At 70.0% G+C, this 22,947-nt stretch carries 17 protein-coding genes; 7 read left to right on the plus strand and 10 right to left on the minus strand.

The window, feature by feature from the left end:
• Positions 1-151 precede the first annotated feature (151 nt).
• The 7 genes from J1C47_RS06745 (at position 152) to J1C47_RS06775 (ending at position 8,272) form a co-directional block, all read left to right on the plus strand.
• Positions 152-781 carry a LuxR C-terminal-related transcriptional regulator gene (locus J1C47_RS06745; protein WP_207349974.1) on the plus strand — a complete coding sequence of 210 codons (630 nt, stop codon included), beginning with the start codon at positions 152-154 and terminating at the stop codon, positions 779-781.
• A gap of 498 nt (positions 782-1,279) precedes the next feature.
• Positions 1,280-2,224: an HpcH/HpaI aldolase/citrate lyase family protein gene (locus J1C47_RS06750; protein WP_207349975.1), complete on the plus strand. Its 945-nt coding sequence runs from the start codon at positions 1,280-1,282 to the stop codon at positions 2,222-2,224.
• A gap of 106 nt (positions 2,225-2,330) precedes the next feature.
• Complete coding sequence (locus J1C47_RS06755; RefSeq protein ID WP_207349976.1) at positions 2,331-3,512, plus strand: malate--CoA ligase subunit beta; 1,182 nt, start codon at positions 2,331-2,333, stop codon at positions 3,510-3,512.
• A gap of 17 nt (positions 3,513-3,529) precedes the next feature.
• A complete protein-coding gene (gene sucD, locus J1C47_RS06760) occupies positions 3,530-4,429 on the plus strand; it encodes a succinate--CoA ligase subunit alpha (RefSeq protein ID WP_207349977.1) in 900 nt (299 codons plus the stop codon).
• Between the two features lie 6 nt (positions 4,430-4,435).
• Positions 4,436-5,404: a 2-hydroxyacid dehydrogenase gene (locus J1C47_RS06765; protein WP_207349978.1), complete on the plus strand. Its 969-nt coding sequence runs from the start codon at positions 4,436-4,438 to the stop codon at positions 5,402-5,404.
• Positions 5,394-6,659 carry a DUF4147 domain-containing protein gene (locus J1C47_RS06770; protein ID WP_207349979.1) on the plus strand — a complete coding sequence of 422 codons (1,266 nt, stop codon included), beginning with the start codon at positions 5,394-5,396 and terminating at the stop codon, positions 6,657-6,659. Before J1C47_RS06765 ends, J1C47_RS06770 begins: the two co-directional genes overlap by 11 nt.
• 386 nt (positions 6,660-7,045) lie before the next feature.
• Positions 7,046-8,272: a pyridoxal-phosphate-dependent aminotransferase family protein gene (locus J1C47_RS06775; protein WP_207349980.1), complete on the plus strand. Its 1,227-nt coding sequence runs from the start codon at positions 7,046-7,048 to the stop codon at positions 8,270-8,272.
• A 248-nt stretch (positions 8,273-8,520) separates the two neighbouring features.
• On the opposite strand, the gene J1C47_RS06780 is transcribed toward J1C47_RS06775, so the two are convergent.
• The 10 genes from J1C47_RS06780 to J1C47_RS06825 all read right to left on the minus strand — a co-directional run bounded on the left by J1C47_RS06780 (position 8,521) and on the right by J1C47_RS06825 (position 22,749).
• On the minus strand, positions 8,521-9,864 hold the full coding sequence (locus tag J1C47_RS06780; RefSeq protein ID WP_207349981.1) for an aspartate aminotransferase family protein: 1,344 nt from the start codon (positions 9,862-9,864) through the stop codon (positions 8,521-8,523).
• Positions 9,865-9,908: 44 nt separating this feature from the next.
• Positions 9,909-12,284 carry a xanthine dehydrogenase family protein molybdopterin-binding subunit gene (locus J1C47_RS06785; protein WP_207349982.1) on the minus strand — a complete coding sequence of 792 codons (2,376 nt, stop codon included), beginning with the start codon at positions 12,282-12,284 and terminating at the stop codon, positions 9,909-9,911.
• Positions 12,281-12,748, minus strand: a complete 468-nt coding sequence (locus tag J1C47_RS06790; RefSeq protein ID WP_245396400.1) for a (2Fe-2S)-binding protein — start codon at positions 12,746-12,748, stop codon at positions 12,281-12,283. The genes J1C47_RS06785 and J1C47_RS06790 overlap by 4 nt, the downstream gene beginning before the upstream one ends.
• Positions 12,749-12,762: 14 nt before the next feature.
• The gene (locus tag J1C47_RS06795; RefSeq protein WP_207349983.1) at positions 12,763-13,632 is read right to left on the minus strand and encodes an FAD binding domain-containing protein; all 870 of its coding nucleotides are present in this window, start codon (positions 13,630-13,632) and stop codon (positions 12,763-12,765) included.
• Positions 13,633-13,950: 318 nt separating this feature from the next.
• The gene (locus J1C47_RS06800) at positions 13,951-14,979 is read right to left on the minus strand and encodes an ABC transporter permease subunit (protein WP_207349984.1); all 1,029 of its coding nucleotides are present in this window, start codon (positions 14,977-14,979) and stop codon (positions 13,951-13,953) included.
• Entirely contained in the window at positions 14,972-15,997 is a 1,026-nt protein-coding gene (locus J1C47_RS06805; RefSeq protein ID WP_207349985.1) for an ABC transporter permease, read from the minus strand. The genes J1C47_RS06800 and J1C47_RS06805 overlap by 8 nt, the downstream gene beginning before the upstream one ends.
• A complete protein-coding gene (locus J1C47_RS06810; protein WP_207349986.1) occupies positions 15,997-17,547 on the minus strand; it encodes a sugar ABC transporter ATP-binding protein in 1,551 nt (516 codons plus the stop codon). The genes J1C47_RS06805 and J1C47_RS06810 overlap by 1 nt, the downstream gene beginning before the upstream one ends.
• Positions 17,548-17,609: 62 nt before the next feature.
• Positions 17,610-18,698 (minus strand): TMAO reductase system periplasmic protein TorT, encoded by a 1,089-nt coding sequence (gene torT / locus J1C47_RS06815; protein WP_207349987.1) that lies wholly within the window; start codon positions 18,696-18,698, stop codon positions 17,610-17,612.
• 66 nt (positions 18,699-18,764) lie between these two features.
• Complete coding sequence (locus J1C47_RS06820) at positions 18,765-20,720, minus strand: hydantoinase B/oxoprolinase family protein (protein WP_207349988.1); 1,956 nt, start codon at positions 20,718-20,720, stop codon at positions 18,765-18,767.
• Positions 20,721-20,724: 4 nt separating this feature from the next.
• On the minus strand, positions 20,725-22,749 hold the full coding sequence (locus J1C47_RS06825) for a hydantoinase/oxoprolinase family protein (RefSeq protein WP_207349989.1): 2,025 nt from the start codon (positions 22,747-22,749) through the stop codon (positions 20,725-20,727).
• Positions 22,750-22,947 lie beyond the last annotated feature (198 nt).

The following is a 22,947-nucleotide window of genomic DNA, read 5'->3' on the forward strand; positions in this document are numbered from 1 at the left end:
GTGGCGGAAGAAATCCGCCCGTTCGGGTAGGGCCGCCTGTTCGGTCGGAGAGGAGCCGGCCGTCATTCTTCGCCCGATCGGAGGAAAGACAAGCGCAAACCTTTCGTCTAAGAACCGAAACCCAGGAGGGCACGCATTCCGGGAGGGTGAGATGGCGGAAGATCATCTGCGATCGCAGTCGACGCGTGTCTTTCTGCTCGAGGCCAATCCGCTGGTGGTCTCGGCGATCACCGGCCTCGTCGCCGAGGAAGCGGACCTTTCGCTCGCCCGCATCAGCGATCGCGGCACCGACCTGATCACCGCCGCGGAAGACGGCATCGATCTCGCCGTCATCGCCTGGGAGCTCGCCGACATGAAGGCGGTGGACGTGCTGCGCCGTTTGAAGGCGAAGAACAGCTCGATCCGCTCGGTGGTGTTCAGCAACAACCGCGAGCCGGCGGCGCTGCGCCAGGCGGTGCGGCTCGGCGCCCGGGGCTACTGCTACCAGCAGGACGACATCGGCATCTTCTTCACGACGCTGCGGGCGGTGGCCGCGGGCCACATCTGCATCCCCTACATCGACCTCGCCTCGGTGAACGACACGCCGCTCGCAGCCCTCAACGCGCGCGAGCGCGAGCTCCTCGACATCCTGTCGCGCGGCTGGACCAACCAGCAGATCGCCAACCGCATCGGCATGTCGGAAAACACGGTCAAATATTACCTGAAGAACATCTACGAGAAGCTCAACGTCCGCAACCGCTCGATGGCCGTCGCGCTGTGGACGCGCGAGGTGCAGAATTGAGCGTCGATCGGGGAGCGGGCGCCCCGTCGGCCGCCGACGCGCCTTGCTGTCGGCGAAACGGCCGCGCCGCGGCAGCACCGCTCCCTCGGGACGCGTCGGGGCCGGCGCGTCCGCGGCCCGCCGGCCGAGGCCGCGATCGCCGGGTCCGGCGCATCGTCCGGAAGCCCGCGCCGGTTCTCCGAACGGGTAGGGCGGGGGTCGTCGCAGGACGGTGAGTTTCTATCCGCCTGTGTGTGGCCGTCTCCGGCAACGGTGACGTAGGTCTTGGGGCGGGAAACGAGACGGGAGGAGATCGGTCCGGAACGCCGGTCCGTCGGGCGCCCGACGCCGCGGGTCCGGGCGCAGCCCGGCCTGCCGGGACGGGCATCGGCCGGCCGGGCATCGGGCGGGCATCGGGCGATCGCTCCGGGTTTCGAAAGACATCGGCTCCTGCGAAAGACGGGGATCGGCTTCATGGCGAAGCCGGGAGTCTCGAGGCAGGAATGGGGAGGAACACAGATGAGCCATTCAATCCACAACCTGCGCAGGATGCGCCTGCAGCGCTCGACGCTGGCGGTGCCGGGGTCGAACCCGACGATGATCGAGAAGGCGGCCGACAGCGCCGCCGACTGCATCTTCCTCGACATCGAGGACGCCGTCGCGCCGGACGACAAGGAGCGGGCGCGCAGGAACATCATCGAGGCGCTCAACGACATCGACTGGAAGGCCAAGAACAAGACGATCTCGGTCCGCATCAACGGCCTCGACACCCATTACATGTATCGCGACGTCGTCGACGTGATGGAGCAGGCCGGCGCCAAGCTCGACATGGTGATGATCCCGAAGGTCGGCGTGCCGGCGGACGTCTACATGGTCGAGGCGCTGCTCAACCAGATCGAGATGGCCAAGGGCTACGAGAACAAGGTCGGCATCGAGGCTTTGATCGAAACGCCGCTCGGCATGGCGAACGTCGAGGCGATCGCCGCCGCGCCCTCGCGGCTCGAGGCGCTGCATTTCGGGGTCGCCGACTACGCGGCCTTCAACAAGGCCCGCACCGTCAACATCGGCGGCCTCCATCCCGACTATCCCGGCGACCAGTGGCACTTCGCCCTGTCGCGCATGACGGTCGCCTGCCGGGCCTACGGGCTCAGGCCGGTCGACGGGCCGTTCGGCGACTTCTCCGACCCCGACGGCTACCGCGCGGCGGCCAAGCGCGGCGCGGCGCTCGGCATCGAGGGCAAGTGGGCGATCCATCCGAGCCAGATCGCGCTGGCCAACGACGAGTTCTCGCCGCTCGGCGGCGAGGTCGACCGGGCGCGCCGCATCCTCGCCGCCCTGAAGGAGGCGGCGGCGGCCGGCAAGGGCGCCGCGAGCCTCGACGGCAAGATGATCGACGCCGCCTCCGAACGCATGGCGATGAACGTCATCGCGGTCGACGACGCCATCCGCGCAAGCGCCAAGTGAGCCGGCTTCGCCCGGTTCGCGCCGGCGCGAGCCAACCCCGTGTCTTTGCGGATCAGGTGCCCGGCGAGGTCGTCTCCGGCACCGTGCTCCGAGGGAGGAGGTCCCGATGAACATCCATGAATTCCAGGCCAAGGAGCTTCTGGCCACCCATGGGGTGAAGCTGCCGCGCGGCGGCATCGCCTACAGTCCCGAGCAGGCGCGCTACCGGGCGAGCGAGATCGGCGGCGAGGCCTGGGTGGTCAAGGCGCAGATCCACTCCGGCGCGCGCGGCAAGGCCGGCGGCATCATCCTGTGCCGCAGCGAGGAGGAGGTCGAGGCGGCCGCCGACAGGCTGATGGGCCGCCGTCTCGTCACCAGCCAGACCGGCCCGAAGGGCAATCTCGTCAACCGCCTCTACATCGAGGAGACCGTGCCGATCGAGCGCGAGCTCTATCTCGGCATCGTCCTCGACCGGAAGGCCGAGCGCATCAAGATCATGGCGTCGGCCTCGGGCGGCATGGAGGTCGAGGAGATCGCCGAGAAGGAGCCCGACAGCCTGATCCAGGTCACCGTCGATCCGGGCGCCGGCATGCAGAAGTTCCAGGCCCGCGAACTCGCCTTCGGCCTCGGCCTCGACGGCTCGATCGTCACCAAGGCGACCGATACGCTGCTCGCCTGCTACCGCGTCTTCCGCGACTTCGACGCCACCATGCTGGAGATCAATCCGTTGGTCGTCTCCAAGGGCGAACTCGTCGCCCTCGACTGCAAGATGAGTTTCGACGAGAACGCCCTGTTCCGCCGCCCGGACATCTCCGAGATGCGCGACAAGAGCCAGGAGGACCCGCGCGAGACCTTCGCCTCGGACCGCGGCCTCAGCTATGTCGGCCTCGACGGCGAGATCGGCTGCATCATCAACGGCGCCGGCCTCGCCATGGCGACGCTCGACATGATCAAGCTGTCGGGCGGCGAGCCGGCGAACTTCCTCGACATCGGCGGCGGCGCCAGCCCCGAGCGGGTGGCCAAGAGCTTCCGCGCCGTGCTGCAGGACAAGAACGTCAAGGTGATCCTCGTCAACATCTTCGCCGGCATCAACCGCTGCGACTGGGTGGCGGAGGGCGTCGTCAAGGCGCGCGAGGAGGTGGGGCTCGACCTGCCGCTGATCGTGCGCCTGTCCGGCACGAAGGTCGAGGAGGGCAAGCAGATCCTCGCCGAGAAGGCGCCGGACGTGCTCGTCGCCGACACGCTTGCCGAGGCCGCCGAGATGGCGGTCGCGGAATGGAAGAAGCTCGGCCACAGCGCCGCGGCCTGACGGGAGGACTTGTCAAGATGGCTATTCTGCTCACCAAGAAGACCAAGGTGCTGGTGCAGGGAATCACCGGCCGGATCGGCAGTTTCCACGCCGAGGAGATGAAGGCCTACGGCACCAACGTCGTCGGCGGCGTGACGCCCGGCAAGGGCGGCACCACCCATCTCGGCCTGCCGGTCTTCTCGACCGTCAAGGGCGCCGTCGCCGAGACCGGGGCGGAAGCCTCGATCGTCTTCGTGCCGCCGCCGTTCGCCGCCGATTCGATCATGGAGGCGGCCGACAGCGGCATCAGGACCTGCGTGTGCATCACCGACGGCATTCCCGCCCAGGACATGATGCGGGTGAAGCGCTACATGCGCCGCTACCGGGCGGAGAACCGCATGATGCTGATGGGCCCGAACTGCGCCGGCATGATCACCGCCGGCCAGGCGATGATGGGCATCATGCCCGGCTCGATCTACGCCCCCGGCCGCATCGGCATCGTCGCCCGATCCGGCACGCTGAGCTACGAGGCCGCGAGCCAGATGCAGGCGCACGGCATCGGCGTGTCGACCAGCGTCGGCATCGGCGGCGATCCGATCAACGGTTCGTCCTTCCGCGACCTGCTCGAACTGTTCGAGAAGGACGACGATACGGATGCCGTGGTGATGATCGGCGAGATCGGCGGTCCGCAGGAAGTCGACGCCGCGCGCTGGGCGAAGGACAATTTCTCCAAGCCGCTGCTCGCCTACATCGCCGGCCTCTCGGCGCCGAAGGGCAAGCGGATGGGCCATGCCGGCGCGATCGTCTCCGGCGAGGGCGAGTCGGCCCAGGAGAAGGTGGCGATCATCCGCGAATGCGGCCATCACATCATCCCGCATCCCTCCGCCTTCGGCGAGACCGTCGCCAATCTCCTCGACAAGATGAAGCAGGCGGCCTGAAGCGTCATGGCGAAACGGAAGATCCTCGTCACGCGCCGCTGGCCGAAGCCGGTGGAGGACCGGCTGTCCGAGACCTACGACGCGACGCTCAATTCGGACGACGTGCCCATGTCCTCCGAGGCGATCGCCGCGGCCTTTTCCGACTACGACGCGATCTGTCCGACGGTCAGCGACAAGCTGCCCGCCGGCGTCTTCCCCGCCGAAACGCCGCGGACGAGGATCCTCGGCAATTTCGGCGTCGGCTTCAGCCACATCGACACCGATGCCGCCGGGGCGGCCGGCATCGTCGTCACCAACACGCCCGACGTCCTGTCGGAATGCACCGCCGATCTCGCGATCACCTTGATGCTGATGGCGGCGCGGCGGGCATCGGAGGGCGAACGCGAGGTCCGCGCCGGCGACTGGGCGGGGTGGCGCCCGACCCACATGATCGGCACCAAGGTCTCGGGCGCCACCTTCGGCGTCCTCGGCTTCGGCCGGATCGGCCGCACCGCGGCGAAGCGCGCCCATCACGGCTTCGGCATGAAGGTGATCTATTACGACGCCTTCCCGGTGAAGCCGGAATTTTCCGCCGAGACCAGGGCCGAGGCGCGCGATTCGATCGAAGCCGTCCTGCGCGAGGCCGATGTCGTCTCGCTGCACATGCCGGGTGGCAGGGAGAACTATCACTTGATCAACGCCGAGCGGCTGGCGATGATGAAGCCGACGGCGATTCTGGTGAACACGGCGCGCGGCGAAGTGGTGGATGCCAATGCACTTGCGGATGCTCTCGGGCGCGGCACGATCGCCGGCGCGGGGCTCGACGTCTACGAGGGCGAGCCGACCATCCCGCCGGCGCTGTTGCGCACGAACGCCGTGCTGCTGCCGCATCTCGGCAGCGCCACCAAGGCGACGCGCGAGGCGATGGGCATGATGGTGGCCGACAATCTCGATGCCTTCTTCGCGGGAAGGGAGCCGCCGAACCGTGTCGCCTGAGGATCTCGGGCCGGCGCTGCGCGCGGCCTTCGCCGTCGCCGTCGCGGCGGCCGATCCCGCCGCGGCCGTCCGCGCGGCGATGGCCGGGCACCGCGCCGAACTCGCATCGGCCGGCCGGGTTTTCGTCGCGGCGCTCGGCAAGGCGGCCTCCGCCATGGCCGAGGCGGCGATCGCCGAACTCGCCCGGCCGATCGCCGGCGGCGTCGTCGTCACCACCGATGCCGCCGCGCGGCCCGTCGAGGGCTGCCGCGTCGTCGTCGGCGGCCATCCGCTGCCCGATGCCGGCAGCGCCGAGGGCGGGGCCGCGCTGCTCGCCCTTGCCGAAGAGGCGGGGGAGGGCGATCTCCTCCTCGCCCTGATCTCCGGCGGCGGATCGGCGCTCGGCGTCGCGCCGCGCGAGGGCCTCGGCCTCGCCGACAAGACCGCCGTCACCGACCTTCTCCTGCGCTCCGGTGCCGACATCACCGAGATGAACACCGTGCGCCGGGCTTTGTCGCGCCTCAAGGGCGGCGGCCTCGCCGAAGCCGCGGCGCCCGCCAAGGTCCTGTCGCTGATCGTCTCGGACGTTCCCGGCGACGACCCGGCGACGGTCGCCTCCGGACCCACCGCGCCATCCCATGGCGGCCCCTCCGCCCGGGAGGTGCTCGAACGCTATCGCCTGACGGACAGGCTGCCGCCCGCCGTGATCGCGGCGCTCGACGGCGGGACGGCGCAGCCGCCCTCGGGCCACGCCCTCAACCAGATCGTCGCCAGCAACGCCCGTTCGGTCGAGGCCGTCGCCCGCCATCTCGAGCGCCAGGGCTTTCGCGTCGTCACGCGGCCCGGCTGGCTCGGCGGCGACGTCGCCGGGGCGGTGGCGGAGGTCTTCGCGCTGCTTCACGACGAGGCCGCGGCGCCGGGACCGGTCGCGGTCGTCGCCGGCGGCGAGACCACCGTCCAGGTCACCGGCGACGGGCTCGGCGGGCGGAACCAGGAATTCGCACTGCGCTTCGCACTCGCCGAGGCCGACCGCCCGCTGAAGCGCCCATGGGCCTTCCTTGCGGGGGGCACCGACGGCCGCGACGGGCCGACGGACGCGGCGGGCGGCATCGTCGACGGCGAAACGCTGCGGCGGATGAAGGCCGCCGGCGCCGATCCCGCCCGCCATCTCGCCCGCAACGACGCCTATCATGCGCTTGCCGCCGCCGACTCTCTCCTGACGACCGGCGCCACCGGCACCAACGTCGCCGACGTCGAGATCGCGCTGATGCTCTGAACTACCGTCGCCGCCTCTCGGGTGGCGACGTTTTCGCCAGAGCGCCGCTGTCTTCCGTCTCCCGAAAAGAACCGGCGTCTCCCGCGCCGCTCGCCGGAGCCACCCGTCGCCGTTTCCGGCGGACGGGCGCCTTTGCGCGTTTCTCGACGCGGGCACTGTCAGCCTACACGCTTCGGCGTCCTCCTATCCGATGCGGTCGCGCCGGATACCCGATGGGGCAGCAGGAAACACCCGCGCGAGCGTGGCCAAGACGGCCGCCACGGCCTCTTTTGGGGGAAGGGATGCAGGAGGGCCCGTCCGCCGGCAGGTGCGAGAGGCCCCGCGCCGGAAATCGTATCAGGCCTGCGATCGCGCCATGCGACCCGAAAGAGGAGGAGGAGACCCCCATGAACGCGCCCGTCTTTCCGCGGCTGGAAATCCCGCACACCATCGCCGCCGGCCCCGGCCCCGGCAACACGGCCGAGCGGGTGCTCGCCGCCTTTGCGGGCGCGGGCGTCGCCGACCACATGCAGCCCGACGTGCTGCGCGGCATGGTCGAGTGCAAGCGCATGCTGCGCGAGATCTTCGGCACCGGCAACGTCCACACCTTCGGCATCGCCGGCACCGGCTGGAGCGGCCTCGACGCGATGTTCTCGGTCGTCCATCCGGGCGACAGGATCGTGATGTTCGTCAACGGCACCTTTTCCGGGATCGACGAGCTTTCGGTGCGCATGAAGGCGGCGACGGAGGAGGAGCTGAGGGCCAATCCGCTCAACCCGGATGCCGCCTCGGTCGTCACCATAAGGGTGCCGCACGGCCAGTCGGTCACGGGCGAGATCGTCGAGATGGCGCTCGCCGAGCACAAGCCGAAATGGGCGGCGATGGCGCATTGGGAGACCGGCTCCGGCCGCATCAACGACGTCAAGGGCTTTTCGGAGGCCTGCGAGAGGCACGGCACGATGGGCCTCGTCGACGCGGTCTCCTCGCTCGGCATCGCCGACCTTCGCATCGACGATCATCCCGGCATCGTCGGCTGGGCCTCCTGCCCGCAGAAGGGCATGATGGCGCTGCCGCTGACCTACGCGCCGGTGAGCTTCTCGGACCGCTACATCGCCGAGCTCCGCAAGGTCGGCGCCCGCAGCTTCGTGCACCACCCGATCATGGAAGCCCGCCACTGGGGCATCATCGACGGCGAGGACGTCGAGAAGGGCACCTATCACCGCACCCATTCGCCCTATGCCGTCGCCTCCTTCCACGAGGCGCTCAGGATGGTGCTGGAGCAGGGGCTGCTGCAGCGGGCCGAGCGCTACCAAAGGGCCGAGGCGGCGCTGCGCGCGGCGCTGGAATCGATGGGCTGCAGCGTCACGTCCAACATGACCAGCCTCGTCGTCCTCGACCTGCCGCGCGCGCTGAAGGGGCGGGAAAAGGAATTCGTCAACGCCTGCCGGGCCGAGGGCTTCGGCATCTGGCCGACGCTGTCGGAGCCGACGCAGGTGCGCGTCGGCATCCTCAACCTGATTGCCGAGGACGAGCTTGCGACCATCGTCAGGCGCTTCGGCGAGATGCTGAACCGCTTCGACGTCGCCGCCGACGCCGAAGCGGCAGTCGCGGAACTGCGACGTCGCCTCGGCTGACCTGCGGATCGAGTGGTTTGAATTTGACGTTTGAGTCCCGATCGGGTGGGGCGCCGCATCGAATGTCAAAATTCGAAAAATCCACTAGGATCATCTACTTGGCTGGTGGTCTTTCGATCCCGACATTTGCTTCGCGGTCTCCACAGGACGGCACCAAATGTCGGAATCGGACCACCAGGCGGGAAGGCGCGGCAGCCTTCCCCAGGGGCGTTCCCGGCGCCGGGCCGCTCTTCGGGGCCGGCGGCAGGTCAGCCGGCCGGGTCGCTGCGGTCCAGCGCCTTCGCCACCAGGGCGAACATCTCGTCGAGTTCGGAATCGGTGATGATCAGCGGCGGGCAGAGGCAGAAGCTGTCGCCCACCGCCCGGCCGATGACGCCTTCCTCCAGCGCCGCTGCGGCCATCGCCGCGCCGGCCCGGCCGACGTCGCCCACGGGATGAAGTTCCAGCGCGCCGATCAGCCCGATGCCCCGCGTCACCTTCACCTTCGGATGGGCGGCGAGTTCCCGCAGATGCGCCAGGAAGCGCGGCGAACGGGCCCGGCAGTTGCCGACGAGGTCGCGCTCCTCGATGATCCTGATGTTCTCCAGCGCCACCGCCGTCGCCACCGGGTGGCCGCTCGCCGTGAAGCCGTGGCCGAACACGCCGAGCCGGTCCGATTCCTCGGCGATCGGGCGATAGAAGCCGTCGCTCATCAGGATCGCGGCGATCGGCATGTAGGAGGAGGCGATCTGCTTCGAGACGACCATGACGTCCGGCTGCATGCCGAAGGTCTCGGTGCCGAACATGTTGCCGGTGCGGCCGAAGCCTGTGATCACCTCGTCGGCGACGAGGAGGACGTCGTATTTCCGCAGGACGGCCTGGATCTCCTGCCAGTAGTTTTCCGGCGGCACGTAGACGCCGCCGGAGCCCATCACCGGCTCGCCGAAGAAGGCGGCGACGGTCTGAGGGCCCTCTTCGAGGATCAGCGTCTCGAGTTCGCTCGCCATGCGCTTGGAGAAGGCCGCCTCGCTCTCGCCGGGCAGAGCCAGGCTGTCGAAGTCCGGGCAGTGGGTGTGGAGGAAGCGGTCGATCGGCAGGTCGAAGCTCGCATGGTTGCGGGCAAGGCCGGTGATCGAGCCGGCGGCGATGGTGACGCCGTGATAGCCCTTCACCCGGCCGATGATCTTCTTCTTCTCCGGCTTGCCGAGGGCGTTCGACCGGTACCAGCAGAGCTTGACGACGAGGTCGTTGGCCTCGGAGCCGGACGAGGTGAAGTGCACCTTCGACATCGGCACCGGCGCGAGCCGGATCAGCTTCTCGGCGAGATCGACCGACGGGCCGTGGGTCTTGTGGGAGAAGACGTGGTAGTAGGGCAGCTTCTCCATCTGCGCCTTGGCCGCCTCGGCGAGGCGCTTTTCGCCGAAGCCGACGGCGACCGACCAGAGCCCGGCGAGGCCCTCGAAGTAGCGCTTGCCGTCGCGGTCGAAGACGTAGACGCCCTCGCCGCGGTCGATGACCAGCGAGCCCGTCGTCTCGTGCGCCTTGAGATTGACCAGCGGGTGCATCTGGTAGGCCCGGTCGCGGGCCTCGATGGAATTCGGGATCTCGTTCATGGCCTTGGGTCTTTCGGTTGCATCGTCGTGCGTCGTGGGAGCGTTCAGCCCCCGCCTCCCTGGCGGGGCGCTGAAGGGAGCAGGTTGTCGGCGTGCCGCTCGGCAATGTGCGGGAAGGCGGGCGGCGGCGCCTCGCCGGAAAGCAGCGCCAGCACCCGCGGCGGCGTCAGCGGCAGTTCGCAGACCCGGCCGCCCGTCGCCCGCGCGACGGCGCAGGCGATCGTCGCCCCCACATTGAGGATCGGCACCTCGCCGGCGCCCTTGGTGCCGAGCGGACCGAGCGAGGGCGCGCCCTCGTAGAGGTCGATCGCGACCGGCACGACGTCGCCGGCGAGCGGCAGGCGATAGGTCTCGAAGCTCGCCTGGCGGATGCCGCCGTCCGGCCCGACGTCGGCCTCCTCGTGCAGCGCGTAGCCGAGGCCCTGCACCACCCCGCCCTGGATCTGGCCGAAGATCGCGGGGGGATTGAGCGCACGGCCGACGTCCTGGACGACGCGATAGGCGAGCACCTCGACGTGGCCGGTCCCCGGGTCGACTGCGAGGTCGCAGTCGTGGACGGCGAAGACCGGGATGTCGAGGGCCTCGATGAAGTGCCCGGCGCAGCAGCCGGCCATGGCCGGCGTTCCGGCGGCGGCGAAGGAGCCGGTGCCGGAGACCGGGCCGTAGCGCGCCTGGGCATGGGCGGCGACCTCGGCGATGGTCAGGCCGGAGCCCCTGGCGCCGGCGATCTCGATGCGGCCGTCCGCCATCACGAGATCCTCGGCGGCGGCCTCCAGCATGTCGCCCGCGACCTTCAGAAGCCGGGTGCGGACCTCGATCGCCGCCGCCCGGCTCGCCGCCCCGAGGGAGACGGTGGTGCGCCCGCCGCCGACGCCGACGTCGTAGCCCGCCGCATCCGTGTCCGCCGCCCGCACCACCACGTCCTCGGGCTGAAGGCCGAGCGTTGCCGCGACGATCTGCGGCAGCGCCTGCTGCATGGAGCCGGAGCCGATCTCGACGCCGGAGGTCACCAGCGTCGCGCTGCCGTCGGCATTCATGTTGACGGTCGCGGCCGAGGGCCCGGTGAACACGAACCAGGTGCCGACGGTCGTCGCCCGGCCCCAGAGGCGGCCGTCCTGCGGCGTCGCGACGGGCGTCTTGTCGCGCAGCGCCCGCATCCGATCGAGCATCGGCCCCAGCACGTCGCCCTCGAAGACCTGGCCGGTCGCGCCGAGATCGCCGTCGCCGACGACGTTCTGCCGGCGGAAGGTCTCGGGCGCGATGCCGGTGGCCGCGGCGATCTCGTCGGTGTGCCGTTCGAGGGCGAAGGTGTTGTAGACGCCGTTGCAGGCCCTGAAGGCGCCGTTCGGTGCGGTGTTGGTGTAGACGGCGCGCGAGACGATGCGCACCGCGCCGAGCCGGTAGTTGCCGCCGAGCGTGTGGGCGGTCATCGTGGTCAGGAAGACCTGCTCGCCGCCATAGGCGCCGCAGTCCATCAGCACGACCGCCTCGCGGCCGGCGACGGCGCCGTCGGCGGTGACGGCCGAGCGGATCCTGATCTCGGCGTTCTCGCGGAAGAGGCAGGTCTGCATCTCCTCCTCGCGGCTGTTGACGAGGCGGACGGGCCGGCCGGCGCGGCGGGCGAGCAGCGCGGCGAAGGGTTCGAGCGCCCAGTCGAACTTCAGCCCGAAGCCGCCGCCGACCGGCGGCACCGTCACCCGGATCGCCGCGGCGGGAACGCCGAGAAGCGCGGCCGTGGCGTTGCGCACCGTCCAGGGAACCTGGGTCGAGGTCTCGATGTGGAAGCGGCCGTCCTCGAAGCGCGCCACGACCGCCCTCGGCTCGAAGGGAACGTGGTTCTGGCGGGGCACCCGCAGGCTGGTCTCGACCAGCGTGACGTCGCGACGGGCAAAGGCCGCCTCGACGTCGCCGCGCTCGACCGTCGCCTCCCAGGCGACGTTGCCGCCGCGCGCCCCGCCGGCGTGGAGGACGGCGTGGTCGCGCCAGTCGGGATGAACGAGCGGGGCGTCTTCGGCGAGCGCCGCGGCCATGTCGAGGACGGCCGGCAGCGGCTCGATCGCAAGGCCGATGGCGGCGAGCGCCGCGCGGGCCTCGGCTTCGGTTTCCGCAGCGACGGCGGCGATCGGCTCGCCGCGATAGCGCACCACGTTCGAGGCGAAGAGCGGATGGTCGGCAATGCCGATACCGGCCCGCCCCGGAGCGTCGGCGGACGTGACGATGGCGCGCACGCCGGGCATTCGCGCCGCCGCCTCGATGTCGAGCCGGACGATCCGGCCGCTCGGCACCGGCGAGCGCAGCAGCGCGGCGTGCAGCATGCCGAAATGGCCGCGATCGATGGTGTAGCGCGTCCGGCCGGTCAGCTTGTCGCGGGCGTCGCGGCGGCGGAAGTTGCGGACCGCGGTCTCGGCGGAAAGGCTCATCGCCCGTCCTCCATCACGGCGAGCGCGGCGTCGACGATGCGCTCGTAGCCGGTGCAGCGGCAGAGATTGCCGACGAGCCCCGCCTTGACGGCGTCGCGCGTCGGCGCGCAGTTGCCCGGCCGGGTCAGGTGGGTCAGCGTCACCACCATACCGGGAAAGCACATGCCGCACTGGACGGCCTCGTGCTCCTCCAGCGCCCGCTGCACCGGCGAGGGCGTCTCCGCCGTGCCGAGCCCTTCGACGGTCTCGACGCTCCGGCCGTCGGCGAGCGCCACCGGCGTCAGGCAGGCAACCGCCGGCGCGCCGTCGAGAAGGACCATGCAGGCCCCGCAGAAGCCCTCGCGGCAGACCGGCTTGGCGCCGGTGAGGTGCAGCGTGTCGCGGAGGACGTCGAGGAGCGGCGTCAGCGGCTCGGCGGACAGCCGCCTTTCCTCGCCATTGACCAGAAGCGTGACCTGCATCATCGGCCGATCCTCCTTCAGGCCGCCGCGGCGAGCGCCGCGATCGCCCGGCCGACGAGCGTCGGCAGCACCCGGACGCGGTACCAGCCGGGTGCTTCGACGCCGTCGCGGCCGGAAAACTCGGGCGCGAGGGAAGCGGCGAGGGCGGCGATGCGCGCCGGGTCGAGGCGTTCGCCGTTGATCGCCCCTTCGAGGCCGGTCCAGCGGCGCGGCGCCGCCTCGACCGAACCGACCGCGATGCGGGCGCTCTCGACCCTCCCGCCACCGCCGACGCCGATCGCCGCCGAGACGATCGCCACCGGATAGTCGCCGGCCTTGCGGAGCGGCAGGCGGACATGGACGGAGCGGAGCCCGGACCGCTTCAAGACGATGCGCGTCACGATCCTGCCGCCGCCCGTCGCCGCCGGATCCGCCAGGAACGCCTCGACGGGAAGCCGCCGGCTGCCGGCGGGCGCCGCGGCCTCGGCGATCTCGACGACGGCGTCGAGGCAGAGGAGCGCCGGCACCAGATCGGCGGCGGGAAAGCCCCTCGCACAGAGATTGCCGCCGATCGTCGCGGCATTGCGCACGGCGGGATTGGCCGAGCCGGCGGCCGCGGCCGCGAGGGCGGCGAGGTCTGAAAACGGCGACAGCGCCTTGGCGAGTTCGGCATGGGTGACGGCGGCGCCGATCGCCACTTCGTCGTCGGCGACGTCGATCCGCCGCAGTTCGGCGATGCGGCCGAGCGCGACATAGGCCGGCGCGTGCGCCTCATGGCGGATCGGCGCCCGCATGATCCAGGTGCCGCCGGCGAGCGGGGCGGCGCCGTCGCCCGCGGCGGAAAGCGCCGCGAGGGCTTCGGGCAGGGTCCGCGGAACGGCGACCGGCGGTGGCGCGAGGCCTTGCATCTTCTGTGGTGCCTCCGTTTCGGCGGCGGTTGGACGGGCCGGCCCCGTCGCGGCCGGCCGCGGGATGAAATGAGCGTCGCTCATCCTCCCGCTCGATCTTCCCGTTTCCGCATGATCTCTTCCGGAAACCGGTTCCCACCTTCCGGGATCATGCTCCAGTGGGTTGAATTTGACATTTGAGTCCCGATCGGGTGAGGCGTCGCATCAAGGTCAAATTCGAAAAATCCACTGGGATCATAATCTTGGCTCGTGGTCTTTCGATTCCGACATTTGCTGCGCAGTCTCGACAAAGCGGTACCAAATGTCGGAATCGGACCACTAGCGGGCCTCGAGGCTCAGCCGGTCGATGACCACGCCGAGGATGACGATCGCCCCGAGCACGATCATCTGGACGTAGCCGTCGACGCCGGTGAGGTTCATGCCGTTCGACAGGATGGTGATGAACAAGGCGCCGAGCACGGCGGTGACGACGCCGCCGCGCCCGCCGGCGAGGCTGGTGCCGCCGACGACGGCGGCGGCGATCGACTGCAGCGACAGGGTGCCGCCGAGATTGGGCTCGCCGGAGCCGGTGCGCGCCGTCATCATCAGCGCGCCGAGGCCGGCGAGCGCCGAACAGAGGATGTAGGCGGCGACCAGAAGCCGCCGCACCGGCACCCCGGCGACGGCCGCAGCGCCGGGATTGGTGCCGATGATGTAGAGCGAGCGTCCGAACACCGTCCGGTTGAGGACGAGATGGAGAACGAGGCCGACGGCGCAGGCGATGACGATCGCCGAGGAGATGCCGAACACCGACCCCGAATAGAAGATCTCTGAGAACGGCGCCGGCACGCCCTGGACGGGGCGGCCGCCGGAGATCGTCGTGGCGATGCCGATGGCGACGTTCATGCTGCCAAGCGTCGCGACGAGCGGGCTGACGCCGAGCAGCGCGACGACGACGCCGTTGAAGACGCCGCAGGCGCAGGCGAGGGCAAGGCCCGCGATGATGCCGAGAATGACGGCCGGCACGAGCGAGCCGCCCGTGCCGCCGACGCCGGCCATGGTCAGCGCCGCCGCGACGCTGACCATCGAGACGGTGGGGCCGAGCGAGAGGTCGAAGCCGCGCGTCAGGATCACCACCATCTGCGCCATGGCGAAGAGAGCGAGATAGCTCGCCTGCTGGGCGATGTTGAGGAGGTTGTAGCCGGTCAGCACCCGGTCGTCCGCGGCGCCGAAGCCGGCGAGCAGCACCAGCAGCACCGCCGGCAGGGCGAGCTGGCGCAGCCATTCGACGGCGAGGCCGCGCCGTTCCGCCTGCCGCGGCGCCTCGGCGGCGGTCTTCGGCGCGGCGGCGAGGGGCGCATCAGACACTGGACATTCTCCGCCGGCTGTATTCGTCGAGGGCGACGGCCAGAACCATGATCAGGCCGAGGAAGATCGGCTGCAGGCGGGAGTCGATCCGCAGCAGGTTGAGGGCGTTGGAGAGGATGGTGAGGAACAGCGCGGCGACCGCCACGACCTCGACCCGGCCGATGCCGCCGCGCAGGCTGACCCCGCCGATCACCGCCGCGGCGATCGACTGCAGCATCATCGCGTCGCCGCCGAGCGTCGCCTGGCCGGAGCCGACGAGGGCGGTCAGAAGGATGCCGACGCTCGCCGCGAAGACCCCCGAGAGGACGTAGGTGCCGACGAGATGGCGGCGGATCGGAACGCCCGAGACGACCGCCGCCTCCTGGTTGCCGCCGATGGCGTAGACGTAGCGGCCGAAGAGCGTGCGCCGCTGCACGAAAGCCATGGCGAGGATGATGGCGAGGGCGATGTAGATGGCGATCGGCAGGCCAAGGAACTGCAGCCGGCCGACGTTCTGGATGAAGGATTTCGGCATGCCGTAGACCGGGATGCCGTTGGTGAGCAGCAGCCCGATGCCGGCCGTCGCCGACATGGTGCCGAGCGTGACGACGAAGCCCGAGACCTTCAGCCGCGAGACGCAGAGCCCGTTGAACAGCCCCACCGCGAAGCCGGAGCCGAGCCCGGCGAGGACGCCGAGCACGACGACGAGGATGTCCGGGCCGCCCAGCGACGTCGCCAGCGCGGCCATCACCTTGGCGGTGACGACGCTCGCCAGCGCCACCACCGCGCCGACCGAAAGGTCGAAGCCACCCGCGACGATCACCATCGCCTGGCCGCAGGCGATGATCGCCAGGAAGGCGGCCATCCGCAGGATGTTGACGATGTTCATCCAGCCGAGGAAATACGGCGACAGGAGCGAGGTGCCGGCGACGACGACGAGGAGCAGCACCGGCAGCAGGCCGATCCGCAGCAGCCGGCCGAGATGGTCGCGGCCTTGCGGAGTGGCGGGCCTGCGGGAGAGGGAGGCGGTCGCGCTCATCAGGCTGCCTTTTCCCGCGTCTCTTCCTGGAAGAAGCTCGCCAGGACGTTCTGCTCGGTCATCGCCTCGCCTTCGAGCAGGGCCGCGATGCGGCCGTGATGCATGACGTAGAGCCGGTTCGACAGGGCCAGCACCTCCGGGAGCTCGGAGGAGACGACGATGACGGCGGCGCCGCCCTCGACCAGCCGCTTGATGAATTCGTAGACCTCGACCTTGGCGCCGACGTCGATGCCGACGCTCGGCTCGTCGAAGAGGAAGATGTCGAGGTCGCGCGCCATGGCCCGGCCGAGCATGACCTTCTGGCGGTTGCCGCCGGAAAGGTTGCGCACGGCGCGCTCGATGTTCGGCGGCCGCAGCTTCAGCGTCTCCATGATCGGGCCGACGATCCGCCGCTCGGCGCCGCGCCGGATGACGCCGCGGCGCTGGAAGCGCGCGAGGTCGAGCGCCGTCATCGAGACGTTCTCGCGGATCGGCCGGGTCAAAGCGAGGCCTTCGGCGCCCCGGTCGGCGGGGAAATAGGCGACGCCCCGCCTCAGGCTGGAGCGGGGATCGGGCGCGGCGACGGCTTCGCCGCGGATCGAGACGCTGCCGCCGGCGATCGGCTCGATGCCGTAGATCGCCCGCACCAGCTCCGACTTGCCGCAGCCGACGAGGCCGGCGATGCCGGTGATCTCGCCGGCCCGCGCGACAAGGTCGACGCCCGCCACCTGGTTGTCGGCGGTGGAGAGGTTCTCGACGGCGACGGCGACGGCGCCCGGCCGGTGGGTGATCGTCGGGAAGAGGACGTCGATCCGCCGGCCGGTCATCAGCTCGACCAGCTCGGCATCGGTGACCGTCGCCGCGTCGAGCGTCTTGATGTGGCGGCCGTCGCGCAGCACCGTGACGCGGTCGGCCAGCGCCCGGATCTCGCGCATCCGGTGCGAGACGTAGATGATCCCGATGCCCTGGCTCTTCAGCCGGGCGATCAGTTCGAACAGCCGGCCGGTCTCGCGCTCGGTGAGGGAGGCGGTCGGCTCGTCGAGGATGAGGAGGCGGACGTTGCCGAGCAGCGCCTTGGCGATCTCAGCCATCTGCTGATGGGCGCGCGACAGCCGGTCGACGCGGGCCTTGGGGTCGAGGTCGAAGCCGAGTTCGCCGATCAGTTCGCGGGCGCGCCGGCGCATCGCGCCGCTGTCGAGGATGCCGGCGCTCGAGGTCTCGCGGCCGAGGAAGAGGTTCTCCTCGACGGTCAGGCTCGGGACCAGCGAGAATTCCTGGAAGACGGGGCTGATGCCGATGGCGCGCGCCTTGTTCGGCGTCAGGTCGACGATCTCCTCGCCGCCGAAGCGGAAGCTTCCCCCGCTCGGCGGGAAGGTGCCGGCGATAACATTGATCAGCGTCGACTTGCCGGCGCCGTTCTCGCCGAACAGGACGTGCAGTTCGCCGGCCCTGACGTCGAGGTCGACGTGGTCGAGCGCGAGCACGCCGGGGAACCGCTTGGTGACGCCCGCAAGGACGAGCAGCGGTTCGCCGGGGCGCGGGCTCGCGGGCAATGAGCCTTCGGCTGGCATGGCCGTCTCCTGGCACGAGGGGGCGGGCCGGCGCACCGGCCCGCCGGGCTTCGGCGGGGCTTTTACTGCGCCTTGACCGAATATTCGGGGTTCCAGTCGGCCGGGGCAAGGACGAGGTCCATGTTGAGGTCCTTCGCCGTCGTCTCGTCGATCACGTCGGCCTTCGGCTGGGCGAGCTTGACGACGTCCTTGCCCTCGATCAGCCGCACCGCCTGGTCGATCGCCATGGCGCCTTCGGCAACCGGGTACTGGGTCGCGAAGGCGAGGATCTGGCCGCCGTTCAGCGCGTCGAGCATCGCCTGGTTCTCGTAGGAGGAGATGATCTTGATGTCCGGACGCCCGGCGAGCTGGACGGCGCCGATCGCCGCCTCGGCGGTCGGGGCGGTGCCCCAGATGACGTTCATGTCGGGATAGGTCTGCAGCGCGTCCTGGATCAGCTTGAGCTGCACCGCGACGCCGCTGTCGCCGAACTTCTCGTCGAGGATCTTGACGTTGTCGTGCCCGGCGACGGTGTCCTTGAAGCCCTTGTTGAAGTCCTCGGCCCAGCCCGAGCCGGCCGGTCCCGGGAAGGTCACGACATTCGCCTCGTCGTCGCCGATCTGGGCCAGGAGGCCCTTGGCTGTCACCCCGCCCATGGCGACGAAGTCGACGTAGTTGGCGGCCGGCAACGCGTCCTTCGGCAGCGGGTTGGTGACGCCGACGACCGGGATCTTCTTCTCCTTGGCCTCGGCGAACTTCTGGGTGAGGCCCGCGCCGGAGATCGCTCCGACGACGATGGCGTCGGCGCCGCTCGCCATGCAGTCGTCGAACTGCGAGATCTGCTTGGGCAGGTTCTCGTAGCCGCCGGCCTCGTAGAGGTTCATGTTGACGTTCTCGGCCTTGGCCTGGGTGACGATGCCGTAGGCCACGGCGACCCAGAAGCTGTCCTTCATGTGCGGGAAGAGGACGCAGATGTTGTAGGGCTTCTCGGCCTTGTCGAGCGGCTTGTACTCGGCCTCCGTCGGCGTCCCGGAGGATGCGTCGTAGATCGGGAACGGCCACCAGGAGGCCGAGGACTTCTCGTCGGCGGCAAGGCTCGGCCGGGCGGCGAGCGTCAGGAGCGCGAGCGCGCTCGTCGCGGCGAGGGCGATGCGGGCGGTTTTCGAGGCCATGGAATGCGGTCCTTTCTTCGGGGGCTTACGGGGGTCTCTACGGGATGAAGGGGCGGCCGCCGGCGGTCAGGCCGGCGCCCATTCGGAAACGGAGCGGCGTTCGAAGACCTCGCGGAACTGGCGGGTGGATTCCGGCAGGAGCGCGCCGCTCTCCCAGTCGAGGATCACCGCATGCCGGCGCACGACGTCGTAGACGTCGATGGTGCCGCCGCGGTAGCGCTCGGCGACGCTCTCGGGGTCCTCGCGCGCCCAGGCGACGCGCTCGGCGCGGATCGAGCGCCGCAGGCTCTCGGTCGCCGCCGCGTCGATCTCGTATTCGCAGATCTCCGGATCGACCGGCCGGATCACGACGCCGTAGTCACGCGCCGCGCGCTCGACCGAGACGTAGTCGTCGATGACGTCCTCGAGGACGCGGGCGGGGTCGCGCTCCAGCGGGTCGCCGAAGCCGCCGCCGCCGGCGGTCGGGCGGGTGAAGACGTCGCCCTCGGCGATGGCGACGTCGGAAAAGATCGCCCCGAGCCGCTCGGTGCGCCCGTCGGCGCGGGTGAGAGTCAGGCCGTGCGGCATCGACGGCAGGCCGCCCTCGATCCCCCAGACCACGGCGCGCTCGCGGTCGCAGATGTAGGAGATCACGACGTTGTCGCTGGCGAGCATCGCGGAGGTCTTCACCAGGCCCGCGCCGCCCCGCCACTTGCCGGGCCCCGGCGAGTCGGTGATGATTTCCATCTCGGTGCAGAGGATCGGATTGGCCCGCTCCTGGCCCTCGACGGGCTGGGCCATCATGCCGGTGCCGAAGGAGGCGGTGGTGCAGTTGTTGCCGTCCTTGCCGTTGCGCCCGCCCCAGCCGCCCGGCAGCCAGTCGTAGAACATGAAGATCGACTTGTCGGCGGCGCGGGCGTCCCAGCCGCCGGTCAGGAGGTATTCGAGGTTGAAGGCGCAGGCGAGCGCGCGCTGCGGCATCAGCCGCGACCACATCTCGTAGATCGAGTTCATGATCTTCTCGAACGGCATCAGGAAGCCGGTGACGGCGACCGGCCACCTGGCGTCGACGATCGAGCCCTCCGGCACGATGATCTCGAAGGCGCGGTAGAAGCCGGAATTCAGCGGCAGGTCCGGGAAGAAGGTCTTCATGCCGGCGGCGACGCCCGAGAAGGTCGTGCCGAAGGCGGAGTTGTAGATCGAGCCGATCACCGGATGGCTGCCGGTGAAGTCGTAGATCACCTTGTCGCCCCTGATGGTCATCTTGATCCTGATCGGGATCATGCCCTCGCCGCCGGCGGGATCGCGGTCGATGAAGTCGACCGTCTCCCACTCGCCGTCCGGCATCGCGGCGATGCGCTGGCGCACCGCCCGCTCGACGTAGTCCTGGACGGCCGACAGGCCGGTTTCGATGGTGTCGCGGCCGTATTTGTCGACGAGGCGCAGGATCTCGCGCTCGCAGACCCGCGTCGCCTGGGCCTGCGCCTGCATGTCGCCGATGATCGAGGCCGGGTCGCGGGTGTTGTGGGCGATCAGCCCGGCGACGTCCCGGTGCAGCTGGTTGTTCGAGAACAGCCGCACCGGGGTGATCCGCAGCCCCTCGCGGAACATCTCGCGGGCGGCGACGTCGAACGAGCCGGGGACCGAGCCGCCGACGTCGGACCAGTGGCCGTTCGACTGGGCGAAGGCGATCACCTTGCCGCCCGAGAAGATCGGCCGGACCAGGCGCACGTCGGAAAAGTGGGTGCCGCCGGCATAGGGGTCGTTGATGGCGAAGACGTCGCCCTCGTGCATGTCGCCCTCGAAGTGGCGCATGACGTCCTGGCAGGTGAAGTGCAGCGTGCCGACGTGGACGGCGATGTCCTGGTTGCCCTGCGCGGCGCATTCGCCCTTGGCGTCGTGAAGCGCGCTGGAGAAGTCGTGGTTGTAGATCACGAAGGAGTAGCAGGTCCGCAGCACCTGTTCGCCCATCTGGTCGACGGCGGTGATGAAGGAGTTCTTCAGGACTTCGAAGGTCACGGGATCGAGCTGTTCGTTCGCCATGGTCTCAGGCCTTCGCGCGGATGATGATGTTGAGGTAGCGGTCGACTTCCGCCCCGGCCCAGGGCGGGACGACGGTCGTCGAATCGACCTGCTCGACGATCGCCGGTCCGCTGAAGGCGAAGCCGGCGGGCAGGCGGTCGCGGTCGAAGATCGGCGTGTCGTGGGGCTCGGCATCGAACCAGACGGTCCGGCGGCCGGCCGGCTCCGGGGTCTCTCCCGTCGGCTCGTGCACCGGCAGCTCCGCCTTCGGCACGACGCCGACCGCCTTCAGGTTGACGCGGAACAGGCTCACCGGCGTGTCGTCGCGGCGGAAGTTGTACTCCCGGTCGTGCTCGCGGTGGAAATCCTCGACGAGGGCTGGGATCGAGCGGATCGGGCTCGGCGCCGAGACGGCGAGCGAGCGCCACTGGCCGCGATACATCATGTCGATCGAGCGCTGGAAGACGATGTCCTGCGGCGCGACGCCCTCGTGGGTGAGCCGGTCGAGCGCCTCCTTCTCGATGCGGGCGAACTGCGCCTCGATGGCGTCCGGATCGGCCTCGGCGGCCTCGACCATGCAGTTTTCCGAAAAGTCGTGCTGCATGTCGACGAGCAGGCAGCCGAGCGCCGAGGTGACGCCGGGATTGGGCGGCACGATCACCACCGGGATCGCCAGCTCGCGCGCCACCGCCGCGCCGTGCAGCGCCCCGGCGCCGCCGAAGGCGACGAGGGCGAAGTCGCGCGGGTCGTAGCCGCGGCTGATCGAGATCAGCCGGACGGCATCCGACATGTTGGCGTTGGCGACCTGCAGGATGGCGTCGGCCGCCGCCTCGACGGCAAGGCCGAAGGGCTCGGCGACGCCGGTCGCGACGGCGGTGCGGGCAAGCTCGGGATCGAGGCTGACCGAGCCGCCGGCGAGCTTCGTGCCGAGGCGCCCGAGGGTGACGTTGGCGTCGGTGTTGGTCGGCTGTCGGTTGCCGTTGCCGTAGCAGGCGGGGCCGGGATGGGCGCCGGCCGACTGCGGGCCGTTGCGCAGCGAGCCGGCCTCGTCGGTCCAGGCGAGCGAGCCGCCGCCGGCGCCGATGGTCAGCACCTCGATCGAGGAGAAGCGGATCGGATAGCCGAATTCGATGAACCAGTCCTTGGTGACCCGCGACTGGCCCTCATAGGCGAGCGAGACGTCGGTCGAGGTGCCGCCCATGTCGAGGCCGATCGAATTGGGATAGCCGCAGAGGCCGGCGATGTGGCGGCTGGCGATGGCGCCGGCGGCGATGCCGGAGCCGGCGAGGCGGGCGGCGAAATCCTTGACGCTTGCCGGCGTCATCACGCCGCCGCCGGTGTGCAGCAGCAGGAGGTCGCGGGTGTAGCCCTCGCTCGCCAGCCGGTCGCCCAGCCGGTTGGTGTAGCTGACGACGACGGGGCTGAGCGCGGCGTTGACGACCGTCGTCGAGAAGCGCTCGTGCTCGAAGATCTCCGGCAGCACCTCCGAGGAGATCGACACCGGCGTGTCCGGCATCGCCTCGATCAGGATCTCGCGCATCGCCCGTTCGTTCTCGCCGTTGAGGTAGGCGTTCATGAAGCACACGGCGATCGCCGCGACGCCGCGGCGCTTGAGGATCCGCGCCACCTCGCGGGCCGCCGCGACGTCGAGCGGCTCGATGTTGCGGCCGGCCGCGTCGACGCGCTCGGGCACCGTCAGCCGGTCGCGGCGCGGGACATAGGGGCGCACCACGTCCTTGTAGGCGTCCCAGAGATCTTCCTTGTTGGCGCGGCGGATCTCGATGACGTCGCGGAAGCCCCGCGTCGAGACGATCGCCGTGCGCGGCAGGCGGCGGGTGATCAGCGCGTTGGTGGCGACGGTGGTGCCGTGCGAGAACAGCGCCACCTCAGACAGGTCGACCCCGGCCTTGGCGACGCCCGCCATGATCCCGTCGATCGGATCGCTGGTCGAGGCGGTCTTCTCGATCCGGATCGTGCCGGTCGTCTCGTCCATGATGCACATGTCGGTGAAGGTCCCGCCGACGTCGACGGCTACGCGAAGGTTCTGCAAGGTCGTCTTCCCAGGTTCCTTGTCCTGCCGGCGCTCGCGGCGGCAGGGGAGCGTCAGGCCCATGGGAGAAGTGAAACAGCTTTCCGGCCGCGGTTCTTGACGCTGCGCGAAGGAAATCTTGCGTCTCAGCGCGTTGGCAGCGCGGTTTTTCCGCGCCTGCGAAAAATGCCTATTCGCTGTGCAGCATGCCGGCGGAGC

Origin of the sequence: Jiella sonneratiae, assembly GCF_017353515.1 — a bacterium.
Taxonomy (GTDB): Bacteria; Pseudomonadota; Alphaproteobacteria; order Rhizobiales; family Rhizobiaceae; genus Jiella; species Jiella sonneratiae.